The following is a 26,852-nucleotide window of genomic DNA, read 5'->3' as shown; positions in this document are numbered from 1 at the left end:
TTCGGTGGTGCGTTCGTATCGTCAAGGCATATGGTGGCGCCATGAGCCGCCGTCCGCTCCCGCCCGCCCCGCCCCCCGCGATCGTTTCGCGGCGGAGCACGCTGGCGATGCTGTCGTCCTCCGCATTGCTCGCGGCGTGCGGCGGAAGCAGCGGCGGATCGCCGACGCCGAGCCCAGCGCCCGCACCCGCCCCCACGCCAACCCCCGCACCGGTCTCAGGCCCCGCCTGGTTCAGCTACGGCCACGACCCGCAGCACACGGCGGTGAGCGCGATCGCATCGCAGAATCTGGGCCGGATCGCGTGGTCGTCGGCAGTCGATCTCGTGCCGCAATATACTGCGAGCGGCGCGTTGCTCACGCACTACGGCTCGCCGGTCGTAACGACGCACAACACGGTGGTGATTCCGGTCAAGACGACGGCCACCGGCGGTTATCGTGTCGAGGGCCGCGACGGCGCGACCGGCACGCTGATCTGGTCGGCGATGACCGACTATGTCACGCCGCCGCACAATTGGGTGCCGCCGTACAATGTGCTGCTCACCCAGGGGGGCCGCCTCTATGCGCCGGGGGCCGGCGGCAAGCTGATGATGCGCGCCGACGCCGACGCTACTGGCGGCGCGTTTGCGTCGCAGCTGTTCTACGGCTCGGGCACGTACGCCGCCAATTCGGCGGCGTTCGACGGCAGCGTGTTCATCAACACGCCGCTCACGGCCGATGCGCTGGGCAACATCTTCTTCGGTTTCCAGGTGAGCGGCGCGAACCCGGCTGGTCTGGTGAGCGGAATCGCGCGCGTCGCGCCCGACGGCACGGGTATCTGGGTCAGCGCCGCGACGGCGGCCGGCGACGCGGCGATCCAGAAGCCCGCGATGAATTGCGCGCCCGCGCTCTCGATCGACGGCGCCACGGTCTACATCGCGGTGAACATCGCCGTCGGGGCCGGCACCCAGAGGGGCTATCTGCTCGCGCTCGACAGCACGACGCTGGCGACTCGCGCGAAGGTCGCGTTGATCGATCCGAACGCGCTCACGCCCGCGCGCGTCAGCGACGATGGCACCGCGTCGCCGGTGGTCGGCCCCGATGGCCGCGTATTCTATGGCGTGCTGGAAGCGCAGTTTCCGACGCACAATGCGCGCGGCTGGCTGCTCCAGTTCGACGCCCTGCTCAATCCGGTCGGCGTGCCCGGCAGCTTCGGCTGGGACGTATCGCCCAGCGTGATCCCGGCTTCGATGGTGCCGTCTTATGGCGGCGCGTCGACCTATTTGCTCGCGCAGAAGTACAACAATTATAACGGTGTGGGTACGGGCGACGGGCTGAACCGGATTGCCGTGCTGGACCCCAAGTCAAGCCAGCCCGACTCGATCGTGCCGAGCGTGGCGGTGATGCGTGAAGTGCTGACGATCCTCGGGCCGACGCTCGACACCGGCTCGGCGACGGCGCGGCGCGAATGGTGCATCAACACGATGGCCGCCGATCCGGCGCGCAAGTCGATCCTCGCCAACAACGAGGACGGCGTGCTCTACCGCTGGGACCTGACGACGAACACGCTGTCGCAAAGCGTGCGGCTCAACGCCGGGCTCGGCCAGGCCTATACCCCGACGCTGGTGGGCGCCGACGGTGCGGTCTACGCGATCAGCAACGCAACCTTGTATTCGATCCGCGCCTAGGACTTGCCGGCTTCACCGGCGGAACGGATCGCTGAAGCGGGCATCCTTGGTTAGCGCGGGGTCGTTCAGCGTCATCAGAAAGGCGACCAGCGCCGCTCGATCCGCCAGGCTGAGGTTCAAGCGCTGCGGTCGACCAGCTTGCCGCAGCCGATTGTCGAGCGCCGGCCCCGCCTGGATGCCGTGATCGTAGAAGCCGACGACGTCCGCCAGCGTCGCGAACCGCCCGTCGTGCATATAGGGGCCGGTCAGTCCCACGCTGCGTAGCGAGGGCGCCTTGAACAACCGCGTTTCGCCCGCGTCGAGGCCATTGCTCCGCGCATCCGCCGCCAGCGCGAAGGTCGGCGGAACGTGGCAGGACGAACAGCCGGCGCCTCCGTTGCCGACCCGAGTCATGAACAGGTGCCGCCCGCGATTTTCCTGGCCGCTGAAGTTTGGCAGGTCGACGTCCAGAGCGCGGTTCGGCGCGGCCGGCGAAAAGACTCGCGCATAGCCCGTGTCCCACCGGCTCGAGCTGGAGATCATCGCGCGCACGAACTGGGCAAGGGCGTGCTGGATACGCGGTTCGGTGATCGTGGCGCTGCCGAACGCCCAGCCGAACAGATCGGGGTAATATGGCGTCGCGGCCATCTTTTTGGCCAGCGTGTCGAGCCCGCCCGCCGCGCCGCCCCATCCCAATTCGCTCAAGCTGTGGATCGGAATGCTTGCCTGCGCCTCGACGCTCGCCGCGCGCCGATCCCAGAAGGCCGACCCCGGCTGCCAGTACCGGAGATTGCCGAGCCGCATCGCGTGAAAGTCGGTCGTCGCGGCGCTGCTGATCCCGTTGCTGAACCGCATCGAGTCGGTGAAGCCAAGCGCCTGTCGATGGCAGGAGGCGCATGAGGCGCGGTTGTTCGTGCTTAGCCGCAGGTCGTAGAACAGCACGCGCCCCAGCGTCGCCACCCGATCGTCGGCCACATTGGACGCCGGGCTGTTGTCGAGCGCGGTCACCGTCCGATCGAAAGAGGCGGGAAGCGCCGGGGCGGAATAGTTGGCGACGTGTGCGAAGTCGATGGTGGTGAGTGCCGCGACGCCCGCGGGCGTGGCGCGCGGCGGAGCGTGTCCCCTGCCGCACGCCGCCACCGCCAGGACCAGGGCGCTCACGATCAGCGGCCCCATGCTCCCCCAGCGCATCGCTCTCCCTTCGTCTCTGGGCCAGCGCTCTATCGCCGCTAAGCCGCCTCAGCCCTTCGCTGCCGGAGTTCGTCGTTCAGCATTTCCGCCAGCAGGAACGCCAGCTCCAGGCTCTGCCCCGCGTTCAACCGCGGGTCGCAATGCGTGTGGTAGCGATCGCCCAGCGACTGTTCGGTCACGGCGACCGCGCCGCCGGTGCATTCGGTGACGTTCTGTCCAGTCATTTCGGCGTGGATGCCGCCTGCGAACGTCCCCTCCGCGCGGTGCACCGCGAAGAAGCCGCGGACCTCCGCCAGAATGCGGTCGAACGGGCGCGTCTTGTAGCCGTTGGCGGCACGGACGATGTTGCCGTGCATGGGGTCGCAGCTCCAGATCACCGGATGCCCATCGCGCTTCACCGCGCGGACCAGCTTGGGCAACCCCGCCTCGATCTTGTCGTGGCCATAGCGGGTGATCAGCGTCATTCGGCCCGGCGTGCGCGCCGGGTTGAGCGTGTCGAGCAGCCGCAGCAGCAGATCGGGCTCGAGGCTCGGCCCGCACTTGACACCGATCGGGTTGCCGATTCCGCGCAGGAACTCGACATGCGCCGATCCGTCGAACCGCGTGCGGTCGCCGATCCACAGCATGTGCGCGGATGTGTCGTACCAGTCGCCGGTCAGGCTGTCCTGGCGAGTCATCGCTTGCTCGTAGGGGAGCAAGAGCGCTTCGTGGCTGGTGTAGAACACTGTCTGCGCGAGTTGAGGTACGGTTTCGGGATTGATCCCGCACGCTTCCATGAACTCGAGCGCCTCGCCGATACGGTCGGCGGTTTCCTCGTATTTCTTCGCCCACGGACTCGATCCGAGGAAATCGTGCGTCCAGCGATGGACCTGGTGGAGGTTGGCGTAGCCGCCTTGCGCGAACGCGCGGAGCAGGTTGAGCGTCGCGGCGGACTGGCTGTAGCCCTGGACCATGCGTTGCGGGTCGGGCGTGCGCCCTTCGGCGGTGAACGCGATGTCGTTGACGTTGTCGCCGCGGTACGAGGGGAGGGTGACGCCGTCGACGGTCTCGGTATCGCCCGACCGCGGCTTGGCGAACTGGCCGGCCATCCGGCCGAGCTTCACCACCGGCAGCTTCGACGCATAGGTCAGCACCACCGCCATCTGGAGGATCACTCGGAAGGTGTCGCGGATGTTGTTGGGGTGAAACTCGGCGAAGCTCTCGGCGCAATCGCCGCCCTGGAGCAGGAACGCTTTCCCTTCCGCGACGCGCGCGAGATCGGCGGTCAGGTTGCGCGCCTCGCCGGCGAAGACCAGCGGCGGATATCCCGTCAGCTGCGCGGTCGCGGCGTCGAGCGCGGCGGCGTCGGGATAGGACGGAAGTTGCCGTGCCTCGTGCCTTTTCCAGCTGTCGGGGGCCCAATTGGCGGCCATGATCGTCACTATTCCTCGAAAAACCGGGCCGTTTCCATGCGGGAAACACCGGCGTCGCGCAATCAAGGAAAGTTTGGCATGGGCGTGCGATGCGCTTGCCCCTGCCATTGGCCGCCCTCGCGATCCTGATCCCTGGCGCGGCATTCGCGAAGGACGGGGAAGTGTGGACGAGCGCCGGCGCGAGCGGGTCGCTGGGCGGCGATTGGCGAGCCTCGGTCGACGGCATCGCGCGGTTCGACGGCGACGGGCTGTACGAATGGGTGGCGAGCGGTGCGATCGGTTACCGGCTCGACCGCCACGCGACGGTCTGGGCGGGCTACGTCTACAAGACCGCCTATGCCAGCAACGCGGCGACGAACGAACAGCGCGTGCGCGAGGATCTGACGCTCGACGACATCGCCCGGATCGGGCCGGTGCGGATCGGTGGGCGGTTGCGCGGGGAAGAACGCTGGCGGGAAGGGCGGAGCGGGCTGGGCTGGCGCGCGCGGCCGATGCTCAGGCTCACGCTGCCGCTACGCAAGGACGGCCCGGCCTTGGTCGCGGGCGCGGAGGGGTTCTTCAACCTTGGCAGCGGCGCGGGTCAGCGCCGCGGCTACGACCGCATCCGCGAATCGATCGGCGTGCAGCTGCCGCTGGCCAAGGCGGTCAGGCTCGACGCAGGCTATCTGCGGCAATGGACTCGCGGCGCCGGGACGATCGGCGCCGCGACATTGGGGCTGGCGTACAAATGGTAGGCTAGCCGTTCGCCACCCAATTGCCGTGGAAGCCCGGCGGCACGCGGTGGGGGATGCGGATGCTGGCGACTGGCGCGGCCGCGAAATCCATCGCGTCGATGATGACGAGGTCGGTGGTCTCGTTGGGCAAGTCGATCACCAGCCCGACCATCCAGCCGTCGCCTTCGGCTGCATCGTCGCTGCGCGGGACGAACACGAACTCGCCCGGATAGCGGCCTCGACCGAAATCGTGAGTCTGCTTGCCGCCGGTTTCGAGGTCGTGTCGATACAGCCGGGTGTCGCCGATCGCGAAGTCGCCCGTGGGCAGCGCCATCGTGTAGGCGTAGCGATAAGGCTGGCCAAAGAAGCGCTCGTCGGGGCGCGGGAATTCTTGCGGCTTCGCATCGATGGTCCGGCGCGCGACGGTTTTGGCGACTGGATCGATCGTCCAGCGTTCGAGCCCCAGCGAGCGCCCTGAGGGGCCGCCCGTCATCTCCGCGAACATCGTATCGTACACGCACGCATCGAGCACGACCGTGCCGTCCGGCGCGTCATAGGCGTTGGCGACGTGGAAAATGTACGCCTGCGGGCAATCGACCCAGATCACGTCGCCCGCGCCGCCGTCACGCGGGAGCAACCCGATCCGCGCCTGATGCTCGGGATTCCAGCGATAGGGGAAGCTGTGCCCGCCGATCAGCGCCTTCATCGAGAAGGTGACCGGCAGATCGAGGATCAACGCATAGCGCGCGGTGATCGCGCAATCGTGGATCGAAGGGCCATGCTTGACCGGTATCGCCAGCTCGCGAGTCACCTTGCCATCGGGCGACAGCACGACGTGGCGCACTTCGTCGGGGACGGTCGCTTCGTAGCAGATCGCGTGGTGCTCGCCCGTCAGCGGATCGCAGTGGGGATGCGCGGTGAAGCTGCCGGCGAGCGTGTCGTCGAACGGATTGTAGGTCTGCTCGTCGAGTTCGTCCGACAGCTCGACCGGGTAGCTGCCCGCCTCGACCAAAGCCCAAGTGCGCCCGGCAATGCCGAGCACGTTGGTGTTGACCGTGTCGAACCCGCCATGGCGCGGGCCGGGGGCATGCTGCGTCCCGGTTTCCGCCTCGACTCGCTTCGATCGAATCCAGCGGTTGCGGTACCACAACGCCTTGCCGCTCTGGAGCGCGATGCCGTGGACCATGCCGTCGCCGGTGAACCAGTGATACCCCTTGGCCTCAGGCCGCGCCGGGTTGGGGCCGATGCGGAGGTAGCGACCGTCGAGTTCGGGCGGGATCGTGCCAGTGACGGGCAAGTCCTCCAGCGTCAGCTCGGCCGGCATCGGCTTGTGGATGCCGCTCAGGAACGGATGGTCGGTGTCGGGCATGCGCTTGCGGTTGAACTCGGCAACCGCGCCGATCCCCTTGGTGACGGTACCGCGGATTGCATTTTCGATGACACTGGCCATGACTGGTCTCCGACTCGATGTTTATGGCGTCAACATATCTGGTATGGTAACAGTGTCAACATGAAAGATTCGGCCGCCAAATCGTATCACCATGGCGATCTGCGCGCGGCATTGATCGCCGAGGGATTGCGCATGCTCGAGGAGCGCGAGGACGCCGATCCGTCGCTACGCGAAATCGCGCGCGCCGTCGGGGTCAGCGCGACCGCGGTATACCGACACTTTCCCGACAAGGAGGCGTTGCGCGCGGCGCTGGCGTTCGCGGCGTATGATCGGCTCGGCGAGGCGCAGCGCACGGCCGCGGCCGACTATGACGACGTGCTCGACCAGTTCCAGGCAACCGGCCGCACCTATGTGCGGTTCGCGCTCGACCATCCGGCGCTGTTCCGGCTGATGGCGGCGATGCCGCCGCACGACGATTTGTTCGACCTCGAAGCGCCCGAGGATGACGAGGCGGGGAAGCTGCTGCGCGCCTATGCCTTCAAGATTGCGGGGGAGGGCGCGAGCGTCGCGGCCGCGCGGACGATTGCGATGCGCGCCTGGGCGCTGGTTCACGGGCTCGCGGTGCTGATGCTGCAAGGGTATGTCCCGCGCGACGAGGCGCTGATCGACGCCGTGGTCGACACGCGCGGGCTGGGGATGGGCGGGCCCAAGTAACGGCTTGCCCATCGTTGGACGGCCTGCGATCCTTGCGGCAACTCGAAGTGCTGGGAAAAGCAAATGATCGCGGTGATGCTGATGTTGCAAGAAGTGACCGTTACCAATTTCGAGACGGGAAAGTCGCTGTTCGCCCGGTGCGTCAGCGTGAGCGCCGAGGATCAGGCGGCTTGCGCGGCGTACGTTACCGGTGTCGCCGACCTGGCCGAAACCGGTAAGGCCACCAAGTCGCTGCCGCCGCTCATCTGCGCGCCAGCGGGGACGACGCCTGACAAGCTCAAGGACGTGGTCGTTCGCTATCTCCGCGCCAATGCTGATGAGCGTTCATTAGCGGCGTCGGGAATTGTGATCGCCGCGCTGAGCAACGCCTTTCCCTGCGCGAAGCGCAAATAAGGTTCGGTCGATCGGCATAAGGCGGAGTTCGCTGGGTGTGGAGGCTCAATACCCAGCTTCGAGATCGACGACATTCTCCATCGGTCGACCGTTCACGAGCGCGTCGAGGTTGCGCAGGAAGAGCGCGGCGGCGCGGGGGAACATCTTGGTCTGGCTGCGGCCCGACAGGTGCATCGTGATCAGGCAATTGGGCGCCGACCAGAGCGGATGCTCGGGCGGGAGCGGCTCGGGGTAGGTCGGGTCGAGAAACGCGCCGGCGATCTTGCGGCCGTTGAGCGCGTCGAGCAAAGCGGCTTCCTCGATCATGTCGCCGCGTGCGATGTTGATCAGCCACGCGCTCGGCTTCATCGCGGCGAGTTCGGCCGCGCCGATCATCGCCTTGGTCGAATCGGTCGACGGCGCGGCGAGGATCACCCAGTCGAACGCGCCGAGTTTCGCCTGCCACTGATCGGGCTTGAGCGTGCCGTCGCGCCCCGACCGCGTGACCCCCGTCACATCGACGCCAAACGCCGCCAGCCGCTCGGCGATCAGCTTGCCGATCGCGCCCATCCCGACGATCAGCGCCTTGGTCTCGAACAATTCGACCTGGCCCGGCGCCTGCAGCGTCCATTCGTGCTTGTCGGCGAGCCGCACGACCTCGTCATAGCGCTTGGCCGCGACCAGCACGCCCATCACGGCATATTCGGCGACCGCGAGCGCGTTGATGCCGGTGCCGTTGGTGAGCACCGTGCCGTTGGCGCGCAACGCTTCGAGATCGAGGAAGTCGATTCCGGCAAAGATCGTCGACAGCCATTTGAGCCGAGTCGCCTTGGCCACCGCTTCGGCGGTCCACACCCCGCGCTGCATGTCGACCCAGGCGATGTCGGCATTGACGATCATCTCTCCCGCTTCCTCGCGGGTGGCGAACCAGGAGACGTGGATCCCCGCGGGGATTTGCGGCTCGAGCAACGGGCGCGCGAGCGCGGGGAGGACGGCCTTCACGCGATCCGCTGCTGATAGCGCGCGTTGAATTCGGCGTCGGACATGACGAGGTAGCGGATGAAATCGACGAACGCCCAAATGCTGGTGACCAGCACGCCGACGACCGTACAGGTCAGGATCAGCATGACGACGCCCGACCCGATCCGCCCGAGATAGAAACGGTGCACGCCGAACACCCCGAGGAAGAAAGCGAGCAACGCGGCGACGACCTTGTTGCGGTCGGTGCGCACGGCGGCGGGCGCCACGGCATGGCTGCCGGGCTGACGATAGATTCGCCGCGCGTTGCGCCCGTCCAGGTCGAAATCGATCAGCGCGCCCACCGATGGCCCGACGCGGTCGTTCCAATCGTCGGGCTTGAAGACGTAACGCTGGCCGTCGTCCCCCGAAATCTGGCCGTCGCCAGTCGTGACATCGACGCCAAGTACTTGCCCGCGCATTCCATCCCCCGAATCTCGTGGGCGTAATCTAGCCGGGGCGCCGGGGCTCGTTCAAGCGCGAGTCACTGCCCCTGCACGCGGCACACCTCGACGATCGCCGCCGCGGCGTCGAGATCGCCTTGCTCGAGCGCCATCTTGCGCGCCTCGGCGCACTTGCCCTGGAGGATCAGTTGCGAGGCGCTGCGCCCGAGAAAGCTGTGCTCGCGCGCGCGCATCTCGCTCCAGCCGCCCGGTTCGCCGCCGGTCCCGGTCATCGAATTGGGCGCGCCGTTCGGCGCGGTGTAGCGGGGGAGGTTCTGGTCGGGCTGGAACGGGAAGGCGGGCTTGCCCTGCGGATCGATGAACTCGATCCGAGTCACGCCCTTGTCGAACAGGCGCCTTGCGAGCTTGCGCACGCACGGGAAGTCGGCGTCGCTGCGCAGGATCAGCCGCACCGGGTGCCCGGCCTTCCATTCCTCGGTGCGCGCGTCGAATTGCGCGTCGGTCATCGCCTTGTCGGCGAAGCGCAGCGTGCAGCTGTCCCGCACCGCAGTGACGACGATGTCGTCGGGGCGGTCGCTATTGTCGACCGGCGCAGTCTGTAGCGCGAGGAATAGCAAGATGCTCATCATAATGTTGGCCTCCAGTCCCACCCCAGCGGGTCGCCGTCCATTACTTCCACACGGGCGGCGGCGAGTTCGTCGCGGATCGCGTCGGAGCGCGCGAAGTCCTTCGCGGCACGCGCTTCGCGGCGCCCGGCGAGGTGGGTGGCGATGTCCGCTTCGGTAAGCGTCGCGGCCGCGGGGCGGACGCGCAGGTCTTCGCGGCGCATTTCGCCAAGGCCGAGTCCGAGCACGGCGTCGAAATCGGAAAGCGCGGCGAGGCGGTCGGCAGGCGATACCGTCTTGTCGGCGAGCAGTTCGTCGAGCGCGACCAGCGCCTTGGCGGTGTTGAGGTCGTCCGACACCGCCCGATCGAGCCGCTCGCGATAGCCTAGCGCGGAGCCGGCTGAGGGCGCGGGCGGACGGTCGCGAAGCTGCGTCACGGTGATCGCCAGCCGCTTCAAGCGAGTGAGGGCGGCGAGCAAGTTCTCCTCGCTGAACTCCAGCTCCGACCGGTAATGCGCCTGCAGGCACATAAGCCGATAGGCGAGGGGGTGGACGCCGGCGTCAACCAGCTTTTGCAGCGTGCGGAAGTCGCCCGACGATTTCGACATCTTGCCGCTGCGCTCGACCAAGAAATTGTTGTGCATCCACCACCGCGCGCCGGTGTCCGAACAATCGCAATAGGCCTGGTTCTGCGCGATCTCGTTGGGGTGGTGGATCTCGCGATGGTCGATGCCGCCGGTGTGGATGTCGAACGGCGAGCCGAGATATTTCTCGCTCATCACCGAGCATTCGAGGTGCCAGCCCGGCGCGCCTTTGCCCCAAGGGGAATCCCATTCCATCTGGCGCTGCTCGCCCGGCGGCGAGGCGCGCCAGATCGCGAAATCCTGCGGGTGGCGCTTGCCCGCGACCGTGTCGATCCGGCCCTCACGGACATCGTCCTGCGCTCCCGCGAGCCGGCCATAATCTGGCACGGTCGAAACGTCGAAATAGAGGCCGCTGTCGAGTTGATAGCAGTGCTTCGGCGCGATCCTTTCGCCGAACGCGATCATCTCCGCGATGTGATCGGTGGCGACCGACCAGCGCGACGGCTGGCGGATGTTGAGGTCGTTGAGGTTCGCCTTGAACGCCGCGGTGTAATGCGCGGCGATGTCCCAGATACTCTTGGCCGAGGCTTTGGCCGCGGCCTCCATCTTATCGTCGCCGGCGTCGGCGTCCGACGTCAGATGCCCGACATCGGTGATGTTGATGACGTGGGTGAGGGGGTAGCCTTTCCACCTCAGCACCCGGGAGAGCGTATCGGTGAAGACGTACGCGCGCAGATTGCCGATATGCGCGTAGTTATAGACCGTCGGCCCGCACGAATAGACTCGCACATTGGCTGGATCGATCGGCTCGAAGGTTTCGAGCGATCGCGTCAGGCTGTTATAAAGGACAAGCGGAGCGCCGTGCGTCATGCCGCGCGGCTTAGCCAGCGGGCGGCTGCTAGGCAAACGGGCGGATACGGCATGCGGCCGTTCGGGTGCGATCCCGCTTGTAATGTTGGAATTGCTTCGTCAGCGTCGGGGGGTGACCTCCGTTCGCCCCGCCTGTCCGCTGACATCGCCACTCGGTTCGCCGCATTTTGGCGGGAGACGTCCCGTGACTTTCGTGACCTTCGCCAGCGACACCCCGTGAACCTTGTGAAGTTTGGCCGTGGCGAATCAGGTCGCGCGCTTGCCTTTCGCGGACACCGCTGTTAGGGGCACGCCCCTTGAACGCCCGGACCCGGTTCGCGGCGACCATATCTATTCGATTCGGAGTTGACGGGTTTTATGCAAATCATCGTGCGCGATAACAATGTCGATCAGGCGCTTCGGGCTCTCAAGAAGAAGCTCCAGCGCGAAGGCGTGTATCGCGAGATGAAGCTTCGCCGCCACTACGAAAAGCCCAGCGAGAAGCGTGCGCGTGAGCGCGCCGCCGCCATTCGCCGCGCCCGCAAGCTCGAGCGCAAGCGGATGGAACGCGACGGGGCCAAGTAGACCCGTCCTATCCGGGGCTTGCGGCTAGCGGCCCCCGCTTCTACCGACTGCGTGTCCCGGCCGTGGCAACGGCCATCCCGTCGAGGCTGACCCAATGACCGTGACCGCCGTTCCGCTTCAGCCCGTCAAGCGCAGCTACCTCGTCTATCTGTGGATCGGCATTGCCCTATTGGTCGCAGCGGCATTCCTGCTCGCGCGCCAGGGCGATTTCTACCACACCACCGCGTCGGGCCTCAAATATCACGTGCTCGCGACGGGCACCGGCGACAAGCCGACCGATAACGATATCGCGCTGGTGATGTACGAAGGGCGGCTGCCGTCGGGCGAGACGTTCGACCGTTCGCAGCAGCCGACGCCGATGCCGGTCGCCGCCGCCGATCCGAAGAAGGGTCGCGACGGCGTCGTCCCCGGCTTCTCCGAAGCGCTCAAGATGATGAACAAGGGCGCCAAGTACCGCTTCGTCATCCCCGCCAGGCTCGCTTACGGCGCCGAGGAAAAGCGCGATCCGAGCGGCAAGGTCGTGATCCCCGCCAATTCGCCTTTGATCTTCGACGTCGAGATGCTCGGGTCGATGCCCGCCGACCAGTTCCGCATGCTGATGCAACAGCAGCAGATGATGGGCGGCGCGGGTGGCGCGGGCGGTCCCGGTGGACCGGGCGGCCCTGGTGGGCCGGGCGGCGACACGGCGCCTCCGGGCGGCGAAAACCTGGTACCTCCGGGCAAGTGATTTTGCCCGCTAGGCGCGCTGACAAGCACGGCACGCCGGGCTGCACAGACTGCACTTGCGCCGCGGGCTGACGGGGCGCATCGGCGGCGGGCAAGGAGGTGGCGATGACAGCCGCTGAAACTGCCCTGTTGCTCGCTCGGATCCAGTTCGGGTTCACGGTCAGCTTTCATTTCATCTTCCCGAGCTTTTCGATCGGGCTCGCCAGCTATCTGATGGTGCTCGAGGGGTTGTGGCTGCGGACCGGCAAGCCGGTCTATCTCGACCTGTTCCGGTTCTGGGTGAAGATCTTCGCGGTCGCGTTCGCGATGGGCGTCGTGTCGGGCATCGTCATGTCCTACCAGTTCGGGACCAACTGGTCGGCGTTCAGCGACAAGGCCGGGCCGGTGATCGGGCCGCTGATGGCGTACGAAGTGCTGACCGCCTTCTTCCTCGAGGCCGGCTTTCTCGGCGTGATGCTGTTCGGGATGAAGCGAGTCGGGCCGGGGCTGCATTTCGCGGCGACCTGCATGGTCGCGCTCGGCACCTTCATCTCGGCGTTCTGGATCCTGAGCGTCAACAGCTGGATGCAGACCCCAACCGGGTTCGCGATCAACGCGCAGGGGCAGTTCGTCGTCGCGCGCGGCTGGGCGGAAGTGATCTTCAACCCGAGCTTCCCGTACCGGCTCGTCCACACGGTGATCGCGGCGTATCTTACGACCGCGCTGGTCGTGGGTGCGTGCGGGGCTTGGCATCTCCTCCGCGACCGCGCCAATCCGCACCACCGCAAGATGTTCAGCATGGCGATGTGGATGGCGGCGCTCGTCGCGCCGGTGCAGATCCTCGCCGGCGATGCGCAGGGGCTCAACACGCTCGAGCATCAGCCGGCCAAGGTACTGGCCATGGAGGGCGACTACGAGCCTAGCCCGAACGGCGCGCCTTTGGTCCTGTTCGGCTTGCCCTCGAACGCCGACGGCAAGGTGCATTACAAGCTCGAGATCCCCAAGGTCGGATCGCTGATCCTCAAGCACGACCCCAACGCGCCGCTGCCGGGCCTCAAGGACTTTCCGCGCGACCAATGGGCGCCGGTGCCCGTGGTGTTCTGGTCGTTTCGCGTGATGGTCGGATTGGGCTTCGCGATGCTCGGGCTCGGGCTGTGGAGCCTCGTCGCGCGGTGGCGGGGCAAGCTCTACGATTGGAAGTGGCTGCATCGTGTCGGTGTGGCGATGGGGCCGGCGGGGTTCGTCGCGGTGATCGCCGGTTGGATCACCACCGAGGTCGGGCGCCAGCCCTGGACGATCTATGGCCTGATGCGCACCAGCCAGGCGGCGTCTCCGCTGGCGGCGCCCGCGGTCGCGAGTTCGCTTGTCGCGTTCGTCGCGGTCTATTTCGCGGTGTTCGGGATCGGCGTCTGGTACATCCTGAAGCTGATGCAGGCGGGCGCGGTGCCGGATGAGCCGCAAATGGGCGATGCACCGATCCGCACCGCCGGGATCACCCCTGCGCCACAGCGGGGAGACGAATCATGACCGCCGATCCGACGCTCGCGCTGATCTGGGCGTTCCTGATCGCGTTCGCGGTGTTCATGTATGTCGTGATGGACGGGTTCGACCTCGGCATCGGCATCCTGTTCCCGGCGTTCGGCGTCGGTTCCGAGCGCGACCAGGCGATGAATGCGATCGCGCCGGTGTGGGACGGCAACGAGACTTGGCTGGTGCTCGGCGGCGGCGGACTGATGGCGGCGTTTCCGCTCGCCTTTGCGGTGCTGATGCCGGCGATGTATCCGCCGATCATCGCGATGCTGCTGGGGCTGGTATTTCGCGGCGTCGCGTTCGAGTTCCGCTGGCGCGATCCGCGGCACCGCGCCTTCTGGGACTTCGCCTTCACCGCAGGGTCGGTCACCGCGGCGCTGGCGCAAGGGATCGTGCTCGGTGCACTGCTCCAGGGCGTCAAGGTCACGGGCCGCGGCTATGGCGGCGGCTGGCTCGACTGGCTGACGCCGTTCTCGCTGCTCACCGGCATCGGTGTGGTCGCGGGATACGCCTTGCTCGGCAGCTGCTGGCTGATCTTCAAGACCGATGGCGCGACCCAGGGACGCGCGTTTCGGCTCGCGCGAATCGCGGGCGTGGCGACTGCGCTTGCGGTGACGGCGGTTAGCGCCGCCACGCCTTTCCTCGAACAGCGTTATTACGAACGCTGGCTCACCTTTCCGAGCATCCTATTCGCGGGATCGGTGCCGGTGCTGGTTGCGGCGCTATCGATCGGCTTCTGGTGGGCGCTGCTCAACAAGAAGGAGTTGATGCCGTTCCTCCTAACGCTCGGCCTGTATCTGCTGTGCTTCGCCGGGCTGGGGGCGAGCATGTACCCCGACATCGTGCCCGGCGCGGTGTCGATCGTCCAGGCCGCATCGCCAGCGAAGAGCCAGACCTTCATGCTGATCGGTGCCGGGCTGATGATCCCGATCATTCTCGCCTACACCGCCTGGTCGTATTGGGTGTTTCGCGGCAAGGTCGGTGACGCCGGCGGGTATCATTGATGGACGCGGACGCCGGTCCGTTGTGGAAGCGGCTCGCCTGGATGGCGGGCATCTGGGCAGCGAGCGTTGCCGCGCTCGGCGTGGTGGCGCTGGCGATCCGGAGCGTGCTCCACGCTTGATCGAGCGCGCGGCATGCGTCAGTAATGACGGCGCAAGCTGGGGGATCGATGCATGGCAACGCTGACTGTCGAGGATTTCGCGCCGCACGTGGGGACGGTATTCACGTTGCCCGCCGGTGACGGGGCGGAAGCGCTGCATTTCACCTTGGTCGAAGCGAATCCGCTCAAGGTGTCGACCCTTCCGGAAGGCGCGCGCCCACCGTTCGAACTGGTCTTCCGCGAGCCCGGCCCGACCGTCTACCAACAGGGAATGTATCGGCTGGTCCATCCGACGATGGGCGAGCACGACATCTTCATCGTGCCGAACGCCTATTCGGAGGCTGAAGGCGCGACTTATTCGGCGACGTTCAACTGACGACCGGTTCGGGCGACCATTCCATCGTCTGGTAGATGCCTTCGTCCGAGATATGGGTGAAACCCAGCCGGCGATAGAGATGAAGCGCCGGGTTGAACGTCTCGACCGAAATGCCGACACCCTTGCCGAGCGCCCCGGCATGAGCCAGCAGCCCCTCGAGCAATTGCGTGCCGACCCCCTGGCCGCGCATGTCGGGCATCAGCGCGATGTCGATAATATGATACGAACCAGACCGTGCTTCGAGATAGAGGCGGCCGACCGGCACGCTATGCAAGTCGATCACGTCGAATGCGGTGTCGGGGTAATAAGCGTAGTAATGGCGCCGCTGTGCTTCGAACTGGTTGAGCAGGAACGCCAGCTTTGACAGCGGCTCCCACGGCGCATGCTCCAGTTCGGCTTCGCGCGTGCTCGCGTAAAGCCGCGCGAGGAACGGAATGTCCGCGTCGGTTTCGGGCCGCAGCGCGAACCCCTGAGACACCAGCCCGGCGGGTAAAGCGAAAGCTGACGACGCCTCAGCCATATTCACCGAAGACGTCCGTCTAGTTGCGCGTCGGGAAGATACCCTGAATCGCGACGCAATAATTGATGCATAGCACCGGCTGGATGTTGTTGTGCACCTGTCCCCCGCCGGTGAATCCGATCGTTTGCACGGCCATCGGCGTCAAGTTCGCTGCCGTAGCGACATAGGCCTTGCCGGGCGAACTTCCGCCGAACATCGCTCCGGCCTCGGGCGTGCCGCTGACCTGGTTCGGCGCATTGGCCACCGTGCCGCCCATCATCTGATGGGTGTGGGCCGGCATCTCGGTGCTCAATAGCGTCACGTTCTCCGTCCCGGTCGTTTCGCCGAGTACATATTGGCTGAGGCCGGGCCCTTGACCCTGAGCGATCGCAACACGGCCGCGCAAATCGGGCAGCGCGAAGTTGGTCGTCCCATTGCCGCCATAGGTCGTGCCGAGGATCGAGAACAACGCGGTATACTGGGCGATGGGGAGCAACTGACCCGAAGCAAACATATAGTTGCGCGGTGGAAAGTTGAAACCGAACGCCCTGATCTCGCCGATAAAAGGTGCCGTCATGATAAGACCTTTCGAAGTCAGTTGCGCGAGGGGAAAACGCCTTCCAGCGCGATGATGTAGTTGACCGTCAGCAACGGCATGAGATTTTCGTGCGGCTGGCTGCCGCCGGTAGAAGCGATGTTCGCCGGGTTCATGTTGACCGGCGTGATCGGCGACGCCGCGCCAGGGATCACATAGAGCAGCGCGGACTGGCCTCCGACCGACTGCACCGCCTTCGCGGGTTGCGCGGTCGCGCCGGGACGATCGAGTGAGCCCGCGCTCGTGCTGGCGAAGAAAGTGTGTGAATGGCTCGGCATCTGATTGCTCGTGAGCGTGACCGTCTCGGTGCCGCTCATTTGTCCTACGACGTAATTGCTCAGCCCGGACCCTTGGCCTTGGCCGACCGGCAAGCGTCCCCGCAAGTCGGGTATGCCGAACGTGGTTTGGCCGTCCCCGCCAAAGGTCGTGCCGAGCAGCGCATAGAGCGCATCGTTCTGGGCGATCGACAACAAAGCCCCGTTGCAGAAGGCCCAGCCGCGCGGGTTGAAATTGCCGGCGAACAGCCTGATTTCACCAAGGAAGGGATTCGACATGATTTCCTCTTTCTGGCCGAGGCCATCCGGTCAGTTGCGTGAGGGGAACAGGCCCTGCAACGCTATGCTGTAATTCAATGCGGTGTACGGCTGGATATTGCTGTGCGCCTGCGTGCCGCCCGCGTTGGCGATCGTCGCCGGGGCGATCGGCTGCTGCGCGCTCGCATTGTACGGCGCGAGATAATCGACATCGGCGACATTGTCGTGCGCGAACATCGAATTCTGCACCGGCGCCTTGCCGGCATCATTGGTGCTGCCGACCAATTGGTGCGTGTGTTGCGGTATCTGATTGACCGTCAACGTGACGGTTTCGGTGCCGGTCTGTTCACCCCATGTATAGAAGCTGCCACCCGCCAATTGGCCAATGCCGACTGCCCCGCGGCTGCGCAGATCGGGCAACTGGAAGGTGGTCACGCCATTGCCGCCATATGTCGTGCCGATCAGAGCGAACAGCGCCTGATTCTGCGCGATCGGTAAGAACTGACCCTGGCAAAGCGCCCAGCCCCGAACCGACCAGTCCCACGGAAACAGCCGTATTTCGCCGACATATGGTTGGGTCATAGCGCCTCTCACTCCTTAGCCGGCGGCAGGGGCGGAGATTCAAGGCGTCCCCCCGAACGGCTTCGACGCGACCTTATGCCGGTTTTCGGCAGAGTCAAAGCCCAACGGTCATTTTGGAGCTGTTTTCGCTTGGCCTGGCGTAGTGTTCGCACCAAATTGCGGCGTAATACTGCGCCAAAGCAGTGATTACTTGACCCGGAGACGGCAGTGCGCGAAAAGCCGTTACGGACGCGATAATGTCGCGTACCGATTCTTGGGGAAAGGGTTGTCATGAACGCTGTCGAACAATCGCCAGTGCCATCGGAACGGACGCAGGGGCGCAAGCCTTGGGCGACGCCGACGGTGATCGTCGATTCGGCAAGCTCGACCCGATCGCTGGTCAACAATGCCGGACCCGACGGAGTCAGTTCCTACAGCAGCATTTCATACGGCTCTTAAAGGCGCCGCCGTTCAGGCGTTGCTGCGATCGACCCAAGCCACAAATCGCGCAATCATCAACGTGCGCACTGCCGCTGCGGTGCGGATGCGGTCGCGCTTGACGTGTTCGCGACCGCCGCGCGCGAGTAGCCGCTCGACTACCGCAAGATCGACATAGCGCGACATCGTCGAGTCGCGGTCGAGCGCGCGCGTTTCGGCCAGCAGGCGCGGCGCGGCCTCGCGCATCATCCGGAATAGGTCGGGCTGCTCGCGGTCGTTCGGCAATTGCCGCTCGATCATTCGGCGGGGCAGCCGGTTGGCGAAGACGGTGCGCGCCAGCCAGCGGTCGCGGCCGTCGCGAAATTGCAGCGACTCGGGGATCGCCAGCCCGAGTTCGACGATCCGCTTGTCGTGAAAAGGGCGAGTCAGGTCGAGGCCGGCACGCGCGGCCGGCGAGCCTTGTCCAGGCGCGCCCATCGCCACCTGCCGTAGCATCTTGAGCATTCGCGCCGGGCCATGCTTGCGGAGCGGATGCCCGTCATTCAGTTGCGTGCGATCGATAGTTCCCGCGGCAAGCGCGCGCGCCGCGAAGTCGCGGCTGATGCCGCGCCGGCGCCATGACGGGGCAAAACCCTGTTTCGCCGCCAGCGCCCAGGCAACGACCCGATTCGGCGTGAGCGAGGGCAGCACGTCGGAGCGCAGCGCCGAGCGCGGACGCTTGCCGGTGAAGCGCAGCTTCGCGCGAAACTCGCGTGCGAATCGCCCGAAATCGCCGCGCTTCAGCATCGCGCCGAGCCACTGCGTGTCGTAGACATTGACCGTATAGTCGCCGCCATGCCCGTCCATGACCAGCCGCGCGCCGCACCGTCGCGCGATGGCATGGATGCCGTCGCGCGCCATGGTACGCTGCGCCATGCCGCCGCTTTCCGCGAACGCGGCTTCGGGGTCGTCATAGTTGGTTTCGGCGCCGCGGACGAAATAGTGGATGTCCAGCCCCGGGCGGCCCCGAAAGGTCTCGACCGCGGGCCGTGCATCGCGTTCGGGATCGTCTTCGGCGAGCACCGATGCCACGGCGATCAGCTTGCCGCCATTCGCCACGATCGGTGCGGCAACGGCGGCGATGATTCCGCTGTCGAACCCGCCGCTGAACGCCAGGGCGGGCGGCGCGATCAGGCGTCGCACGCGGCACGCAACGGCCTCCTCGATCGTCGCACGATAGACCGCAACGTAGTGCGCATCGTCGCGTGCGACATGCTCATCCCCGGCACGCGGCTGCCAATAGGCAGCGAGGGTGGACCCGCCCGCGGCATTGATCCGCAGCGTCGACCCCCCCGGCAGCAGCGCGACGCCGGCATAGATGGTCTCACCAGGGTGCTTGACCGTCGACCAGAATAGCCGCCGGGCGACCTCCTGCTCGTTGATACGCCGCGGCACGCCCCCGGCGTCGAACAGCGCGCCGACCTCGGTCGCGAAGACGAAAAATTCTTCGCCCGCATGATAATAGACTTGCCGCTGCCCCATATGGTCGCGGCCGATCAGCAGCGTGCCCGCCGCGCGGTCGAAGATCGCAAACGCGAAGTCGCCGAGCAAATGCGCCGCGACGTCGTCGCCCCAGTGCCGCCACGCGTTGAGCAGCACGACGCTGTCGGGCATCGCCGCCAGCGCGTTGCTGGAAATGCCGAGTTCCGCCGCAAGCGCCTCGCGATTGTCGATTCGGCAATCGGCGACGAGCACGGCATCGCGCTCGACGATCGGCTGCGCCTCGTACACATCTTCGCGGTTGACGTGCATCAGGCAATGGCCGAGCGCGAGGCGGCCGAGCTCGATCGTCTCGATTCCGTCCGGCCCGCGATACGACATGCGGCGAGTCATCCGGGCGACGGCGCCGGCGGCGACATCCTCGCCGTCGAACCGCAGGATTCCGCAAATGGCGCTCATTTTCGACTCGCCGGCGCGGTCACGCCGCGGCGTCGATACGGGCCGCGCTCTCCTTCGCCAGCATCGCAAGGAAATCGTCGACCTCGCGCCGGCACTGTTCGGGAGTCACGTCGTATTCGGTGACCAATGTGGCGCACAGGTCCTCGCGCGACTTGGGCGTCTCGATCAACTCCCAGATCCGCGCGCCGACTTCGCTGAGGCTCAGATACTTGCCCTCGCTCGCGCTCATCATCACCAACTGGTCGCCGACCTTGGCACTCAACCAGTCTCCTTCGCGATGGATCATCTCGTCCCTTCCTTCATGCCCGTCGACGTGTCGCCGCATCGGCTTCGATAGCATAACCGAGCCGTCGCATCATCGGCGCGTGGTCGCGCTCGATGCGGGCGGCCTGGTCGGCATCGAGCTCGTCTCGCCAGCCCCCGGCCACGCCGCGACGAAAGAACGTCTTCGCCTTTCTGGGTGCTTCGCGAAAGCCGCTCGCGGCTTCCTGCCGCTGCAATTCATCCAAGCTCGCCCAGGCGATCGCACGGTCGAGCCGAGCCGGATCGGGGTCGACGCCGCAAAATTCGAACGCGGCGCGAATCGTCGGCACTGGCGCGGCGATCATGTCCTCATAGCGGACCAGGTGGACCGGGATGTCGGACTGGTCGAGCCAGCTTGCCGCGAACCCGCTCCAGTCGAGCAACCGCTGCCGCAGCTGGAACGGCTGACGGTCGGTCCCCCCGGCGAGGCAATAATCCGGGTTCGCCATGTGGCCGATCGTCGCATTGATCGACTTGGCGAGGTGGTTGGCGAACGAGCAAGCGACGTCGCGCGGATCGCGCACGAACAGCACGGCCCCGGCAGCCCCGTCGCGGCCCGCCAAGAGCGGCGTGCCATCGGACAGCCGGGTGTAAGCGTCGTGCGACTTGACCAGCCGCACCGGCACGCGTTGCTCGTCCGAGTCGTCGTGCGCTGCCCGGCGCGCGGCATAGGCGTAGAAGATCGGGCGCAGGCGATCGATCTCGTCATGGAAGAGCAGCCCGGTATCGACCAGGCAGCGTTCGTCGATCCGCGGCCGCGCGCTGGCGATCGAGTCGGTGCTATCGATCCGGTTGATGTCGATCGGCGAATCGCTGCCCGACCACAGATTGGCCGCCACGATTCGAAACCAGGTGTTGCCCGACTTGGGGTAGGAAGCGAGCCAATAGGTTGGCGTCACGCCGCCGCTCCGACCAATCCATTCTCCGCCCAATGCCGTTCGAGCAGCGCGATCGTCTCGGCGATCCGGTCGAAGCCAAGCGGGCGAGTCAGCGCGAACACCCCCGCCGCGTCGGCCAGCGCCGCGCTGCCGCGGAAATAATCGGCGCGTTGGCCGAGCTGAGCGATCAGGCTGGGCCGATAGGCGTTCGCCGTGATCAGCCGAGTCGCGTCGATCGCTTCGGCCCGCTCGATCGTCACGGTGGTGCCGTGGCGTTGTTCGACCAGCGCATAGATCGCGCCGACCTGCACCGCGCCACTCGCGGCGCCATCGGGATCGACGTAGAATTTGTGGAGGCGGTCGCGCATCGCGTCGCGGCGCCGGTCGGCGAGGTCGAGCTCGTCGATGCTGTTTTTCCACAAGCGTAGCTGGCGCCCGTCGGGATGGATGCAGGGAATGCCGTCTTCGCCGGTCGTGATCGCGCACTGATCGTCGGCGACGAGCGGATAGCCCGCCTTGCCCAACGCGGCGGCAAACGTGGACTTGCCCGCGCCCGACACGCCGCAGAACAAGACGGCCTTGCCGCCGACCAGCACCGCGCTGGCGTGAAGCACGATGTGGTTGCGCTGATGCAGCAGCATGCCGAACACGCTGCCCGACAGGAAAACCGCGACATCCTGCGGCGTCGCATCGCCTTCGGCCTCGAACGCGATCGATCGCCCATCCTCGAGCAGGAAGCGCGCGATAGTGGGAATGCGCACGAGGAACTGGCGGTCGCTGCGCTGCCAGGTCGGCCCGGTCGCGATCGCGCCGTCGAGCGCCGCCGGGACCGTGTCGTGGCGAATCGTTACCTCGGGCGGACGCGCGGGATCGCCGGCGATCAGCCCTGGGAGATCCACCTCGCTGGCGACTGCAAGTCCCGATACGCAATAGGAATACACGCGTCATCTCCCCCCGGGCTGCGGCATACGGACCTTCGCGGCGGCGTTCAAGCGAGCGGCGCGTCCGCGGCCAGCATGCGCAACTGGCGGTGGATCGCGGCGAGATGTTGGTCGGCCAGCGCGCGAACGGCATCGCTCGCCTCGTCCTGCTTGCCCCGGCTGTCGGGGCTGAAGGTGCTATTGGTCGCCTTGGCGTCGCGGGCCGTGGCGGCGCGCATCGTAGCGCGCTCGGCATCGGTCGGCACGATCCCGAAATGGGGGAGGATTCGCTCCTCGACCGCGTCGGGCAGCGAAGCATAGTCGACGAACATCCCGCCGCCGGCGCCGCGATGCTCGATCGCGGCGCCGCACACCGCGGCCAACGCGCGCGCGGCGAATTCGTCGGCGGGAATCAACGCGCTGTCATCGAACCCGTAGAAGCCCGGCGGCATCATGCCTTGCACCATCTGGCTGCCATGGATGCGCTTGTGCGAAACCATCACTTCCACCGGGTCGCGGAACAGGAATATCCACGGCGTGCCGGGAAAGGCCGCGCGGATCAGCGGCAGCGCGAGCGTGTGCCAGCTGTCGAGCTTGATCACGAACCGCGCGCGCTTGCCGAAGCGGTCGCGCCCCAATGCCGAGGCCATTGCGCGGATCAGTTCGATCCGATGGTCCGCCGGGAGATCGGGATTGGTGTGCGCGAGCTGAATCACCGCATCGAGCGGTGCCGCTTCGGAGACGACCACGTTGGTCGGGACCGCGGCGAGCATCTGCGACACCAGGGTCGATCCGCATCGTGACATGTGAAAGATCAAGGCGTCAGGCGCGCACTGTTCACCTGGGGGCATCGCGCTGGCCAGGGCATTGAGCGGCGTCCGCACGCGGCAGAGCTGATTGAGCGGCCGCCAATTGGTGCGGCGGCGCGTGTCCTCGAAGAACGGATCGGTCAGCGGCATTGCGCCGAAATACGCCCAATCCACCGCCGGCCCCGCGACGGTTGGGACGAGTGCGCTCGGCAGCCAGGCAAGCGGCGGCCAAGCCGTTTCGGTCGGCGGCGTTGCGTCGAATCGCGCGATACCGGCCGGATCGTGCCGGCAAGCCGCCGCGATGTCGGCGGGATCGATCGTCAAGCCAGCCTGGGCGGCGGCCGTTGCAGCCGCGGCGGCAAAATCGAGTCGATCGTCGATCGCGGCGAGATCGTCCTGCAACGAAGGATCGCCGAGGACGAGCACGCGTAGCCGGTCGATGGGTGAGGGGTCGGACATTCAAACCTTTGCAAGCGGGAAGGGGGGCGGATAGGGTCGTGTCGCCGGCCTGGAACAGGGCGGCAGGGAGGGATGCTAGCCTGCGCGACTGGACCGAACAATCGCCCGTGACGCTGCCCGACCGCGTTCGCCTGCCGCTGTCGTTCGACCCCGCGCGGCTGCGTGCCGATCTAGCGACGGTCGAGGCGCTGAGCTGGACAGACCATTTCGTGAAGCAGAATTACGAAGGCCGCTGGGACGTCCTCCCGCTCCGGCATCAATCTGGCGCGACTCATCCGATCATGCAGGCTTACACCCCGCCCGATGCGACCGAGTTCGTCGATGCCGCCGTGCTGGCGCGGACCCCGTATTTCCGCGAAGTGCTCGCAACCTTCGACTGCCCGCTCAAGGCGGTGCGGCTGATGCGGCTGACGCCGGGCTCGCGGATCAAGGAGCATCACGATCATGATCTCGCGGCCGACTGGGGCGAGGCGCGCATCCACATTCCGATCACCACTAACCCCGGCGTCACCTTCCTGCTCAACGGCACGCCAGTCGCGATGCAGCCGGGCGAGGCGTGGTACCTGCGCCTCGCCGATCCCCACGCGGTGACCAACGAGGGCGACGAAGACCGGGTGCACCTGGTCGTCGATTGTCAGGCGACCACATGGCTGACCGACCAGCTCGCGGCGTGAAGCGGCGCCGGCTGACGTTCGCGCAGCACCGGCTGCGCTTCATCCAGCGCCAGATCAACGAACGGCCACGGCTGCGCGAATGGCTGATGCGGCTGCGCTGGGGCGGAAGCGATCGCGACGTCGTGCTGTTCCAGCGCGTGTTTCGGATCAATGCGTTGCGCGAAAACGGCTATTTCCGCGCTTCGAAGCTTGCCGCCGCCAACAGTTTGCTACGCGACGAGACGCTGGTGCTGCAGCGAGTCAGCATGCTGCTCGGACCGGGCACGACGTTCGTCGATGTCGGTGCCAATATCGGGATCTTTTCGAGCGTAATCGCCGACGCCATGCGGTTGTTCGACAATTTCCGCGTGGTCGCGTTCGAAGCCAGTCCGGACACGTTCGCGCGGTTGATCGTCAATGCGGAAAGGTTCGGATTCGAGGCAGTGAATGTTGCGTTGGCCGACAGACCGGGCGAGCTCGACTTCATCAGCGGCGCGGTGTCGGGCGTTGCGACCGCACGCGCTCACGCCGGCAAGGCGCATATTCCGAGCCGTGAGTTTCGCGTTGCAGCACGGCGGCTCGACAGTTTCGGCCTGACAGGGCGGCTGGTGATCAAGATCGACGTCGAGGGAATGGAACTGGCGGTGCTCGAAGGTGCGCGCGCGCTGTTCGGCGCGGGCCGCATCGCCGCGGTCTATTTGGACGAATTCGGCGACAAGCCGGCGGTGCTCGATTTTCTGACGGGATATGGATTCGATCTGATCGCGCCGCCGCGGCTGACGCCTTACAACGGCCGCAGCCGGTCGCTGTTCGCGGTCAGACGCGGTGATATTCCCGGTACCAGTTGACGAAAGCGGGGACGCCGACCTCGATCGTCGTGGTCGGCTCGAACCCGAGATCGCGCTGGATCGCGGAAATGTCGGCATAGGTCGCCTGAACGTCGCCGGGCTGCATCGGCTGGTAATCGCGTACCGCCTTCACTCCGCAAGCTCGCTCGATCAGGTCGATCATGTCGCCGAGCTGCTCGGAGCGATGATTGCCGATATTGTAGAGCCGGTGCGGCGACACGCTGCCCCCGGCCTTGACCGCGTTGTCGTCGGGCGGAGGATTGTCGAGGCAAGCGACGACGCCGGTGACGATGTCGTCGATATAAGTGAAGTCGCGCTGCATATCGCCGTTGTTGAACACCGGGATGGGGCGCCCCTCCAGGATCGCCTTGGTGAAGATCCACATCGCCATGTCGGGCCGGCCCCAGGGGCCGTAAACGGTGAAGAAGCGCAAGCCAGTCTGCGGCAGGCGATAGAGATGCGCGTAGGTCTCGCTCATCAACTCGTCGGCCTTCTTGGTCGCGGCGTAGAGCGATAGCGGGTGGTCGACTCGGTCCTCGACGCGGAACGGCAATTGGTCGTTGCCGCCATAGACCGAAGAGGAGGAAGCGTAGACGAGGTGCTCGACCCCGCGATGCCGCGCGACTTCCATGATGTTGAGGTGACCGACCAGGTTCGACTGGACATAGGCGCGCGGGTTGTCGATCGAATAGCGCACCCCGGCCTGCGCGCCGAGATGGACAATCCGGTCGAACGCCTTCTTCGCCAGCGCTGCGTCGAGTGCCTTGTCGTCGGCGAAATCGACTTGGATGAATTCGAACCGGTTGGTGTTGAGGGCCTGGATTGCGGCGATACGATCGCGCTTGAGGTCGACCGAATAATAATCGTTGAGGTTGTCGATCCCGATCACGATGTCGCCGCGCGCGAGCAAGCGGCGAATCACCCAGGAGCCGATGAACCCGGCCGCGCCGGTGACGAGAACGCGCATCGATAAGCTCCTACAGCGTCCAGCGCGTCGCGCCGGTGAGGGTGGGCATCCCATTCTTGATGTCGGCGAACAGGCCGTCTTGCGCGACCAGCCCGGCGAGCTCGTCGCCCATTTCCAGATAGGCCGCGTGCGGCACCGCGAGCACGACGACATCGTATTGCCGATCGAGCGCGTCGCCATCCACGGTGACGCCATATTCGTGCGTCGCTTCGGCAGCATCGGCATGCGGATCATGGACGGTAACAATGTGGCCCAGCTCGGTCAGCCCGGCGATGAGGTCGGCGACCTTCGAATTGCGCAGATCGGGGACGTTCTCCTTGAAGGTCAGCCCCAGCACCAGCGCCGACCCGGCCTTCCCGGCGCGGTCGTGGATCCGCTCGGCGATCCAGCGCGCCATCCCGTCATTGGTGTCGCGCCCCGCCAGGATCACGCGTGGGTCATGCCCCAACTGCTCGGCGAGGTGGCTGAGATAATAGGGATCGACCCCGATGCAGTGTCCCCCGACCAGCCCGGGCTGGAACGGCAGGAAATTCCACTTCGTCCCCGCGGCGGCCAGCACGTCCCACACCGACAGGTCGATCGACCCGAAGATCCGCGTGATCTCGTTCATGAAGGCGATGTTGATGTCGCGCTGCGCGTTCTCGATTGCCTTGGCCGCTTCGGCCGCCTTGATCGACGCGGCGCGGAACACGCCGGCAGACGTGGCCTTGCCGTAGATCGCCTCGAGCGTGTCGGTGGTCGCTTCGTCCTCGCCGGCGATCACCTTGACGATCCGATCGACGGTGTGCTCGCGGTCGCCCGGATTGATCCGCTCGGGCGAGTAACCGAGCGTGAAGTCGCGCCCCCGCGTCAGGCCCGACACCGTCTCGATCTCAGGCCCGCACAGATCCTCGGTGACGCCGGGATAAACGGTGCTTTCGTAGATCACGACCGGGCGCCGCGCCGGTTCGATCATCTTGGCGACCATCCGCGTCGCACTCATCACCGCGCCCAGATCGGGACGGTTGGCGGCGTCGATCGGGGTCGGGACGGTAACGATATAGGCATCGGCGGCCGGGCAGTCGGCGGGATCGGAGGCATAGGTAAGGCTCGATTCGCGGAGCGTCGCGGCGTCGATTTCGCCGGTTCGGTCTTGGCCGTCGCGCAGCTCGGCGATACGGCGTATGTCGATGTCGATCCCGCACACCTCGAAATGGCGCGCGAGCGCGACGGCAAGCGGCAGGCCGACATAGCCCAGACCGACGACGACCAGCTTCACG

At 66.2% G+C, this 26,852-nt stretch carries 30 protein-coding genes; 12 read left to right on the top strand and 18 right to left on the bottom strand.

From position 1 onward, the window contains the following. Positions 1 to 41: 41 nt before the first annotated feature. On the top strand, positions 42 to 1,664 hold the full coding sequence (locus VH326_RS15595; protein ID WP_329632765.1) for a hypothetical protein: 1,623 nt from the start codon (positions 42 to 44) through the stop codon (positions 1,662 to 1,664). A 12-nt stretch (positions 1,665 to 1,676) separates the two neighbouring features. Here the strand turns inward: VH326_RS15595 and VH326_RS15590 are convergent, their stop codons facing one another. Both VH326_RS15590 and VH326_RS15585 read right to left on the bottom strand, forming a co-directional pair. Then, a complete protein-coding gene (locus tag VH326_RS15590; RefSeq protein ID WP_329632764.1) occupies positions 1,677 to 2,804 on the bottom strand; it encodes a cytochrome-c peroxidase in 1,128 nt (375 codons plus the stop codon). Between the two features lie 68 nt (positions 2,805 to 2,872). Continuing rightward, positions 2,873 to 4,246: a class II 3-deoxy-7-phosphoheptulonate synthase gene (locus VH326_RS15585; RefSeq protein ID WP_329632763.1), complete on the bottom strand. Its 1,374-nt coding sequence runs from the start codon at positions 4,244 to 4,246 to the stop codon at positions 2,873 to 2,875. Between the two features lie 89 nt (positions 4,247 to 4,335). Between VH326_RS15585 and VH326_RS15580 the strand changes: the two genes are divergently transcribed. Beyond that, entirely contained in the window at positions 4,336 to 4,980 is a 645-nt protein-coding gene (locus VH326_RS15580) for a DUF2490 domain-containing protein (RefSeq protein ID WP_329632762.1), read from the top strand. A gap of 1 nt (position 4,981) precedes the next feature. Here the strand turns inward: VH326_RS15580 and VH326_RS15575 are convergent, their stop codons facing one another. Beyond that, positions 4,982 to 6,409 carry a carotenoid oxygenase family protein gene (locus VH326_RS15575; protein WP_329632761.1) on the bottom strand — a complete coding sequence of 476 codons (1,428 nt, stop codon included), beginning with the start codon at positions 6,407 to 6,409 and terminating at the stop codon, positions 4,982 to 4,984. Positions 6,410 to 6,469: 60 nt separating this feature from the next. Between VH326_RS15575 and VH326_RS15570 the strand changes: the two genes are divergently transcribed. Both VH326_RS15570 and VH326_RS15565 read left to right on the top strand, forming a co-directional pair. Then, a complete protein-coding gene (locus VH326_RS15570; RefSeq protein WP_329632760.1) occupies positions 6,470 to 7,063 on the top strand; it encodes a TetR/AcrR family transcriptional regulator in 594 nt (197 codons plus the stop codon). A gap of 63 nt (positions 7,064 to 7,126) precedes the next feature. Then, a complete protein-coding gene (locus VH326_RS15565; protein ID WP_329632759.1) occupies positions 7,127 to 7,456 on the top strand; it encodes a Rap1a/Tai family immunity protein in 330 nt (109 codons plus the stop codon). Positions 7,457 to 7,501: 45 nt separating this feature from the next. Here the strand turns inward: VH326_RS15565 and VH326_RS15560 are convergent, their stop codons facing one another. The 4 genes from VH326_RS15560 to cysS all read right to left on the bottom strand — a co-directional run bounded on the left by VH326_RS15560 (position 7,502) and on the right by cysS (position 10,915). Then, a complete protein-coding gene (locus VH326_RS15560) occupies positions 7,502 to 8,437 on the bottom strand; it encodes an NAD(P)-dependent oxidoreductase (protein ID WP_329632758.1) in 936 nt (311 codons plus the stop codon). Further along, positions 8,434 to 8,874, bottom strand: a complete 441-nt coding sequence (locus VH326_RS15555; protein WP_329632757.1) for a TM2 domain-containing protein — start codon at positions 8,872 to 8,874, stop codon at positions 8,434 to 8,436. Before VH326_RS15555 ends, VH326_RS15560 begins: the two co-directional genes overlap by 4 nt. 62 nt (positions 8,875 to 8,936) lie before the next feature. Continuing rightward, complete coding sequence (locus VH326_RS15550) at positions 8,937 to 9,482, bottom strand: hypothetical protein (protein WP_329632756.1); 546 nt, start codon at positions 9,480 to 9,482, stop codon at positions 8,937 to 8,939. Next, positions 9,482 to 10,915, bottom strand: a complete 1,434-nt coding sequence (gene cysS / locus VH326_RS15545; RefSeq protein WP_329632755.1) for a cysteine--tRNA ligase — start codon at positions 10,913 to 10,915, stop codon at positions 9,482 to 9,484. Before cysS ends, VH326_RS15550 begins: the two co-directional genes overlap by 1 nt. Before the next feature lie 357 nt (positions 10,916 to 11,272). Here cysS and rpsU point away from each other — a divergent pair, with 357 nt between their 5' ends. From rpsU to VH326_RS15515, 6 genes are all read left to right on the top strand, one after another. Next, on the top strand, positions 11,273 to 11,479 hold the full coding sequence (rpsU, locus tag VH326_RS15540; RefSeq protein ID WP_329632754.1) for a 30S ribosomal protein S21: 207 nt from the start codon (positions 11,273 to 11,275) through the stop codon (positions 11,477 to 11,479). 94 nt (positions 11,480 to 11,573) lie between these two features. Next, the gene (locus VH326_RS15535; RefSeq protein WP_329632753.1) at positions 11,574 to 12,206 is read left to right on the top strand and encodes an FKBP-type peptidyl-prolyl cis-trans isomerase; all 633 of its coding nucleotides are present in this window, start codon (positions 11,574 to 11,576) and stop codon (positions 12,204 to 12,206) included. 104 nt (positions 12,207 to 12,310) lie between these two features. Further along, positions 12,311 to 13,711: a cytochrome ubiquinol oxidase subunit I gene (locus VH326_RS15530; RefSeq protein ID WP_329632752.1), complete on the top strand. Its 1,401-nt coding sequence runs from the start codon at positions 12,311 to 12,313 to the stop codon at positions 13,709 to 13,711. Next, the gene (cydB, locus tag VH326_RS15525) at positions 13,708 to 14,718 is read left to right on the top strand and encodes a cytochrome d ubiquinol oxidase subunit II (RefSeq protein ID WP_329632751.1); all 1,011 of its coding nucleotides are present in this window, start codon (positions 13,708 to 13,710) and stop codon (positions 14,716 to 14,718) included. The genes VH326_RS15530 and cydB overlap by 4 nt, the downstream gene beginning before the upstream one ends. Then, entirely contained in the window at positions 14,718 to 14,837 is a 120-nt protein-coding gene (locus tag VH326_RS15520; protein ID WP_329632750.1) for a DUF2474 domain-containing protein, read from the top strand. The genes cydB and VH326_RS15520 overlap by 1 nt, the downstream gene beginning before the upstream one ends. A 52-nt stretch (positions 14,838 to 14,889) precedes the next feature. Beyond that, on the top strand, positions 14,890 to 15,192 hold the full coding sequence (locus VH326_RS15515; protein ID WP_329632749.1) for a DUF6916 family protein: 303 nt from the start codon (positions 14,890 to 14,892) through the stop codon (positions 15,190 to 15,192). Here VH326_RS15515 and VH326_RS15510 read toward each other — a convergent pair. From VH326_RS15510 to VH326_RS15470, 9 genes are all read right to left on the bottom strand, one after another. Further along, entirely contained in the window at positions 15,185 to 15,670 is a 486-nt protein-coding gene (locus tag VH326_RS15510; protein ID WP_329632748.1) for a GNAT family N-acetyltransferase, read from the bottom strand. The two genes, VH326_RS15515 and VH326_RS15510, sit on opposite strands and share 8 nt — an antisense overlap. 61 nt (positions 15,671 to 15,731) lie before the next feature. Next, positions 15,732 to 16,268 carry a phage tail protein gene (locus VH326_RS15505; protein WP_329632747.1) on the bottom strand — a complete coding sequence of 179 codons (537 nt, stop codon included), beginning with the start codon at positions 16,266 to 16,268 and terminating at the stop codon, positions 15,732 to 15,734. Between the two features lie 17 nt (positions 16,269 to 16,285). Next, entirely contained in the window at positions 16,286 to 16,840 is a 555-nt protein-coding gene (locus VH326_RS15500) for a phage tail protein (RefSeq protein ID WP_329632746.1), read from the bottom strand. Positions 16,841 to 16,870: 30 nt separating this feature from the next. Further along, positions 16,871 to 17,401: a phage tail protein gene (locus VH326_RS15495; RefSeq protein ID WP_329632745.1), complete on the bottom strand. Its 531-nt coding sequence runs from the start codon at positions 17,399 to 17,401 to the stop codon at positions 16,871 to 16,873. Positions 17,402 to 17,851: 450 nt separating this feature from the next. Continuing rightward, positions 17,852 to 19,756 (bottom strand): asparagine synthase-related protein, encoded by a 1,905-nt coding sequence (locus VH326_RS15490; protein WP_329632744.1) that lies wholly within the window; start codon positions 19,754 to 19,756, stop codon positions 17,852 to 17,854. A 19-nt stretch (positions 19,757 to 19,775) separates the two neighbouring features. After that, positions 19,776 to 20,042 (bottom strand): PqqD family peptide modification chaperone, encoded by a 267-nt coding sequence (locus tag VH326_RS15485; RefSeq protein WP_329632743.1) that lies wholly within the window; start codon positions 20,040 to 20,042, stop codon positions 19,776 to 19,778. Positions 20,043 to 20,055: 13 nt separating this feature from the next. Continuing rightward, positions 20,056 to 20,958, bottom strand: coding sequence for a sulfotransferase domain-containing protein (locus VH326_RS15480; protein ID WP_329632742.1), 903 nt, complete (start codon positions 20,956 to 20,958; stop codon positions 20,056 to 20,058). Continuing rightward, positions 20,955 to 21,878 carry a hypothetical protein gene (locus VH326_RS15475; RefSeq protein ID WP_329632741.1) on the bottom strand — a complete coding sequence of 308 codons (924 nt, stop codon included), beginning with the start codon at positions 21,876 to 21,878 and terminating at the stop codon, positions 20,955 to 20,957. The genes VH326_RS15480 and VH326_RS15475 overlap by 4 nt, the downstream gene beginning before the upstream one ends. Before the next feature lie 47 nt (positions 21,879 to 21,925). Then, positions 21,926 to 23,125 carry a sulfotransferase gene (locus VH326_RS15470; protein ID WP_329632740.1) on the bottom strand — a complete coding sequence of 400 codons (1,200 nt, stop codon included), beginning with the start codon at positions 23,123 to 23,125 and terminating at the stop codon, positions 21,926 to 21,928. Between the two features lie 107 nt (positions 23,126 to 23,232). Here VH326_RS15470 and VH326_RS15465 point away from each other — a divergent pair, with 107 nt between their 5' ends. Both VH326_RS15465 and VH326_RS15460 read left to right on the top strand, forming a co-directional pair. After that, on the top strand, positions 23,233 to 23,799 hold the full coding sequence (locus tag VH326_RS15465; protein WP_329632739.1) for an aspartyl/asparaginyl beta-hydroxylase domain-containing protein: 567 nt from the start codon (positions 23,233 to 23,235) through the stop codon (positions 23,797 to 23,799). After that, positions 23,772 to 24,626 carry an FkbM family methyltransferase gene (locus VH326_RS15460; RefSeq protein ID WP_329632738.1) on the top strand — a complete coding sequence of 285 codons (855 nt, stop codon included), beginning with the start codon at positions 23,772 to 23,774 and terminating at the stop codon, positions 24,624 to 24,626. The genes VH326_RS15465 and VH326_RS15460 overlap by 28 nt, the downstream gene beginning before the upstream one ends. Here VH326_RS15460 and VH326_RS15455 read toward each other — a convergent pair. Together VH326_RS15455 and VH326_RS15450 are read right to left on the bottom strand one after the other, a co-directional pair. Further along, positions 24,595 to 25,593: a GDP-mannose 4,6-dehydratase gene (locus VH326_RS15455; RefSeq protein ID WP_329632737.1), complete on the bottom strand. Its 999-nt coding sequence runs from the start codon at positions 25,591 to 25,593 to the stop codon at positions 24,595 to 24,597. The genes VH326_RS15460 and VH326_RS15455 overlap by 32 nt on opposite strands. A gap of 10 nt (positions 25,594 to 25,603) precedes the next feature. Then, on the bottom strand, positions 25,604 to 26,851 hold the full coding sequence (locus VH326_RS15450) for a nucleotide sugar dehydrogenase (RefSeq protein ID WP_329632736.1): 1,248 nt from the start codon (positions 26,849 to 26,851) through the stop codon (positions 25,604 to 25,606). Position 26,852: the final 1 nt, after the last annotated feature.

The sequence above is a fragment of the Sphingomonas sp. genome, from assembly GCF_036269755.1.
In the GTDB taxonomy this organism is placed as follows: Bacteria; Pseudomonadota; Alphaproteobacteria; order Sphingomonadales; family Sphingomonadaceae; genus Sphingomonas.
This window is presented reverse-complemented; position numbering and strand designations above follow the sequence as displayed.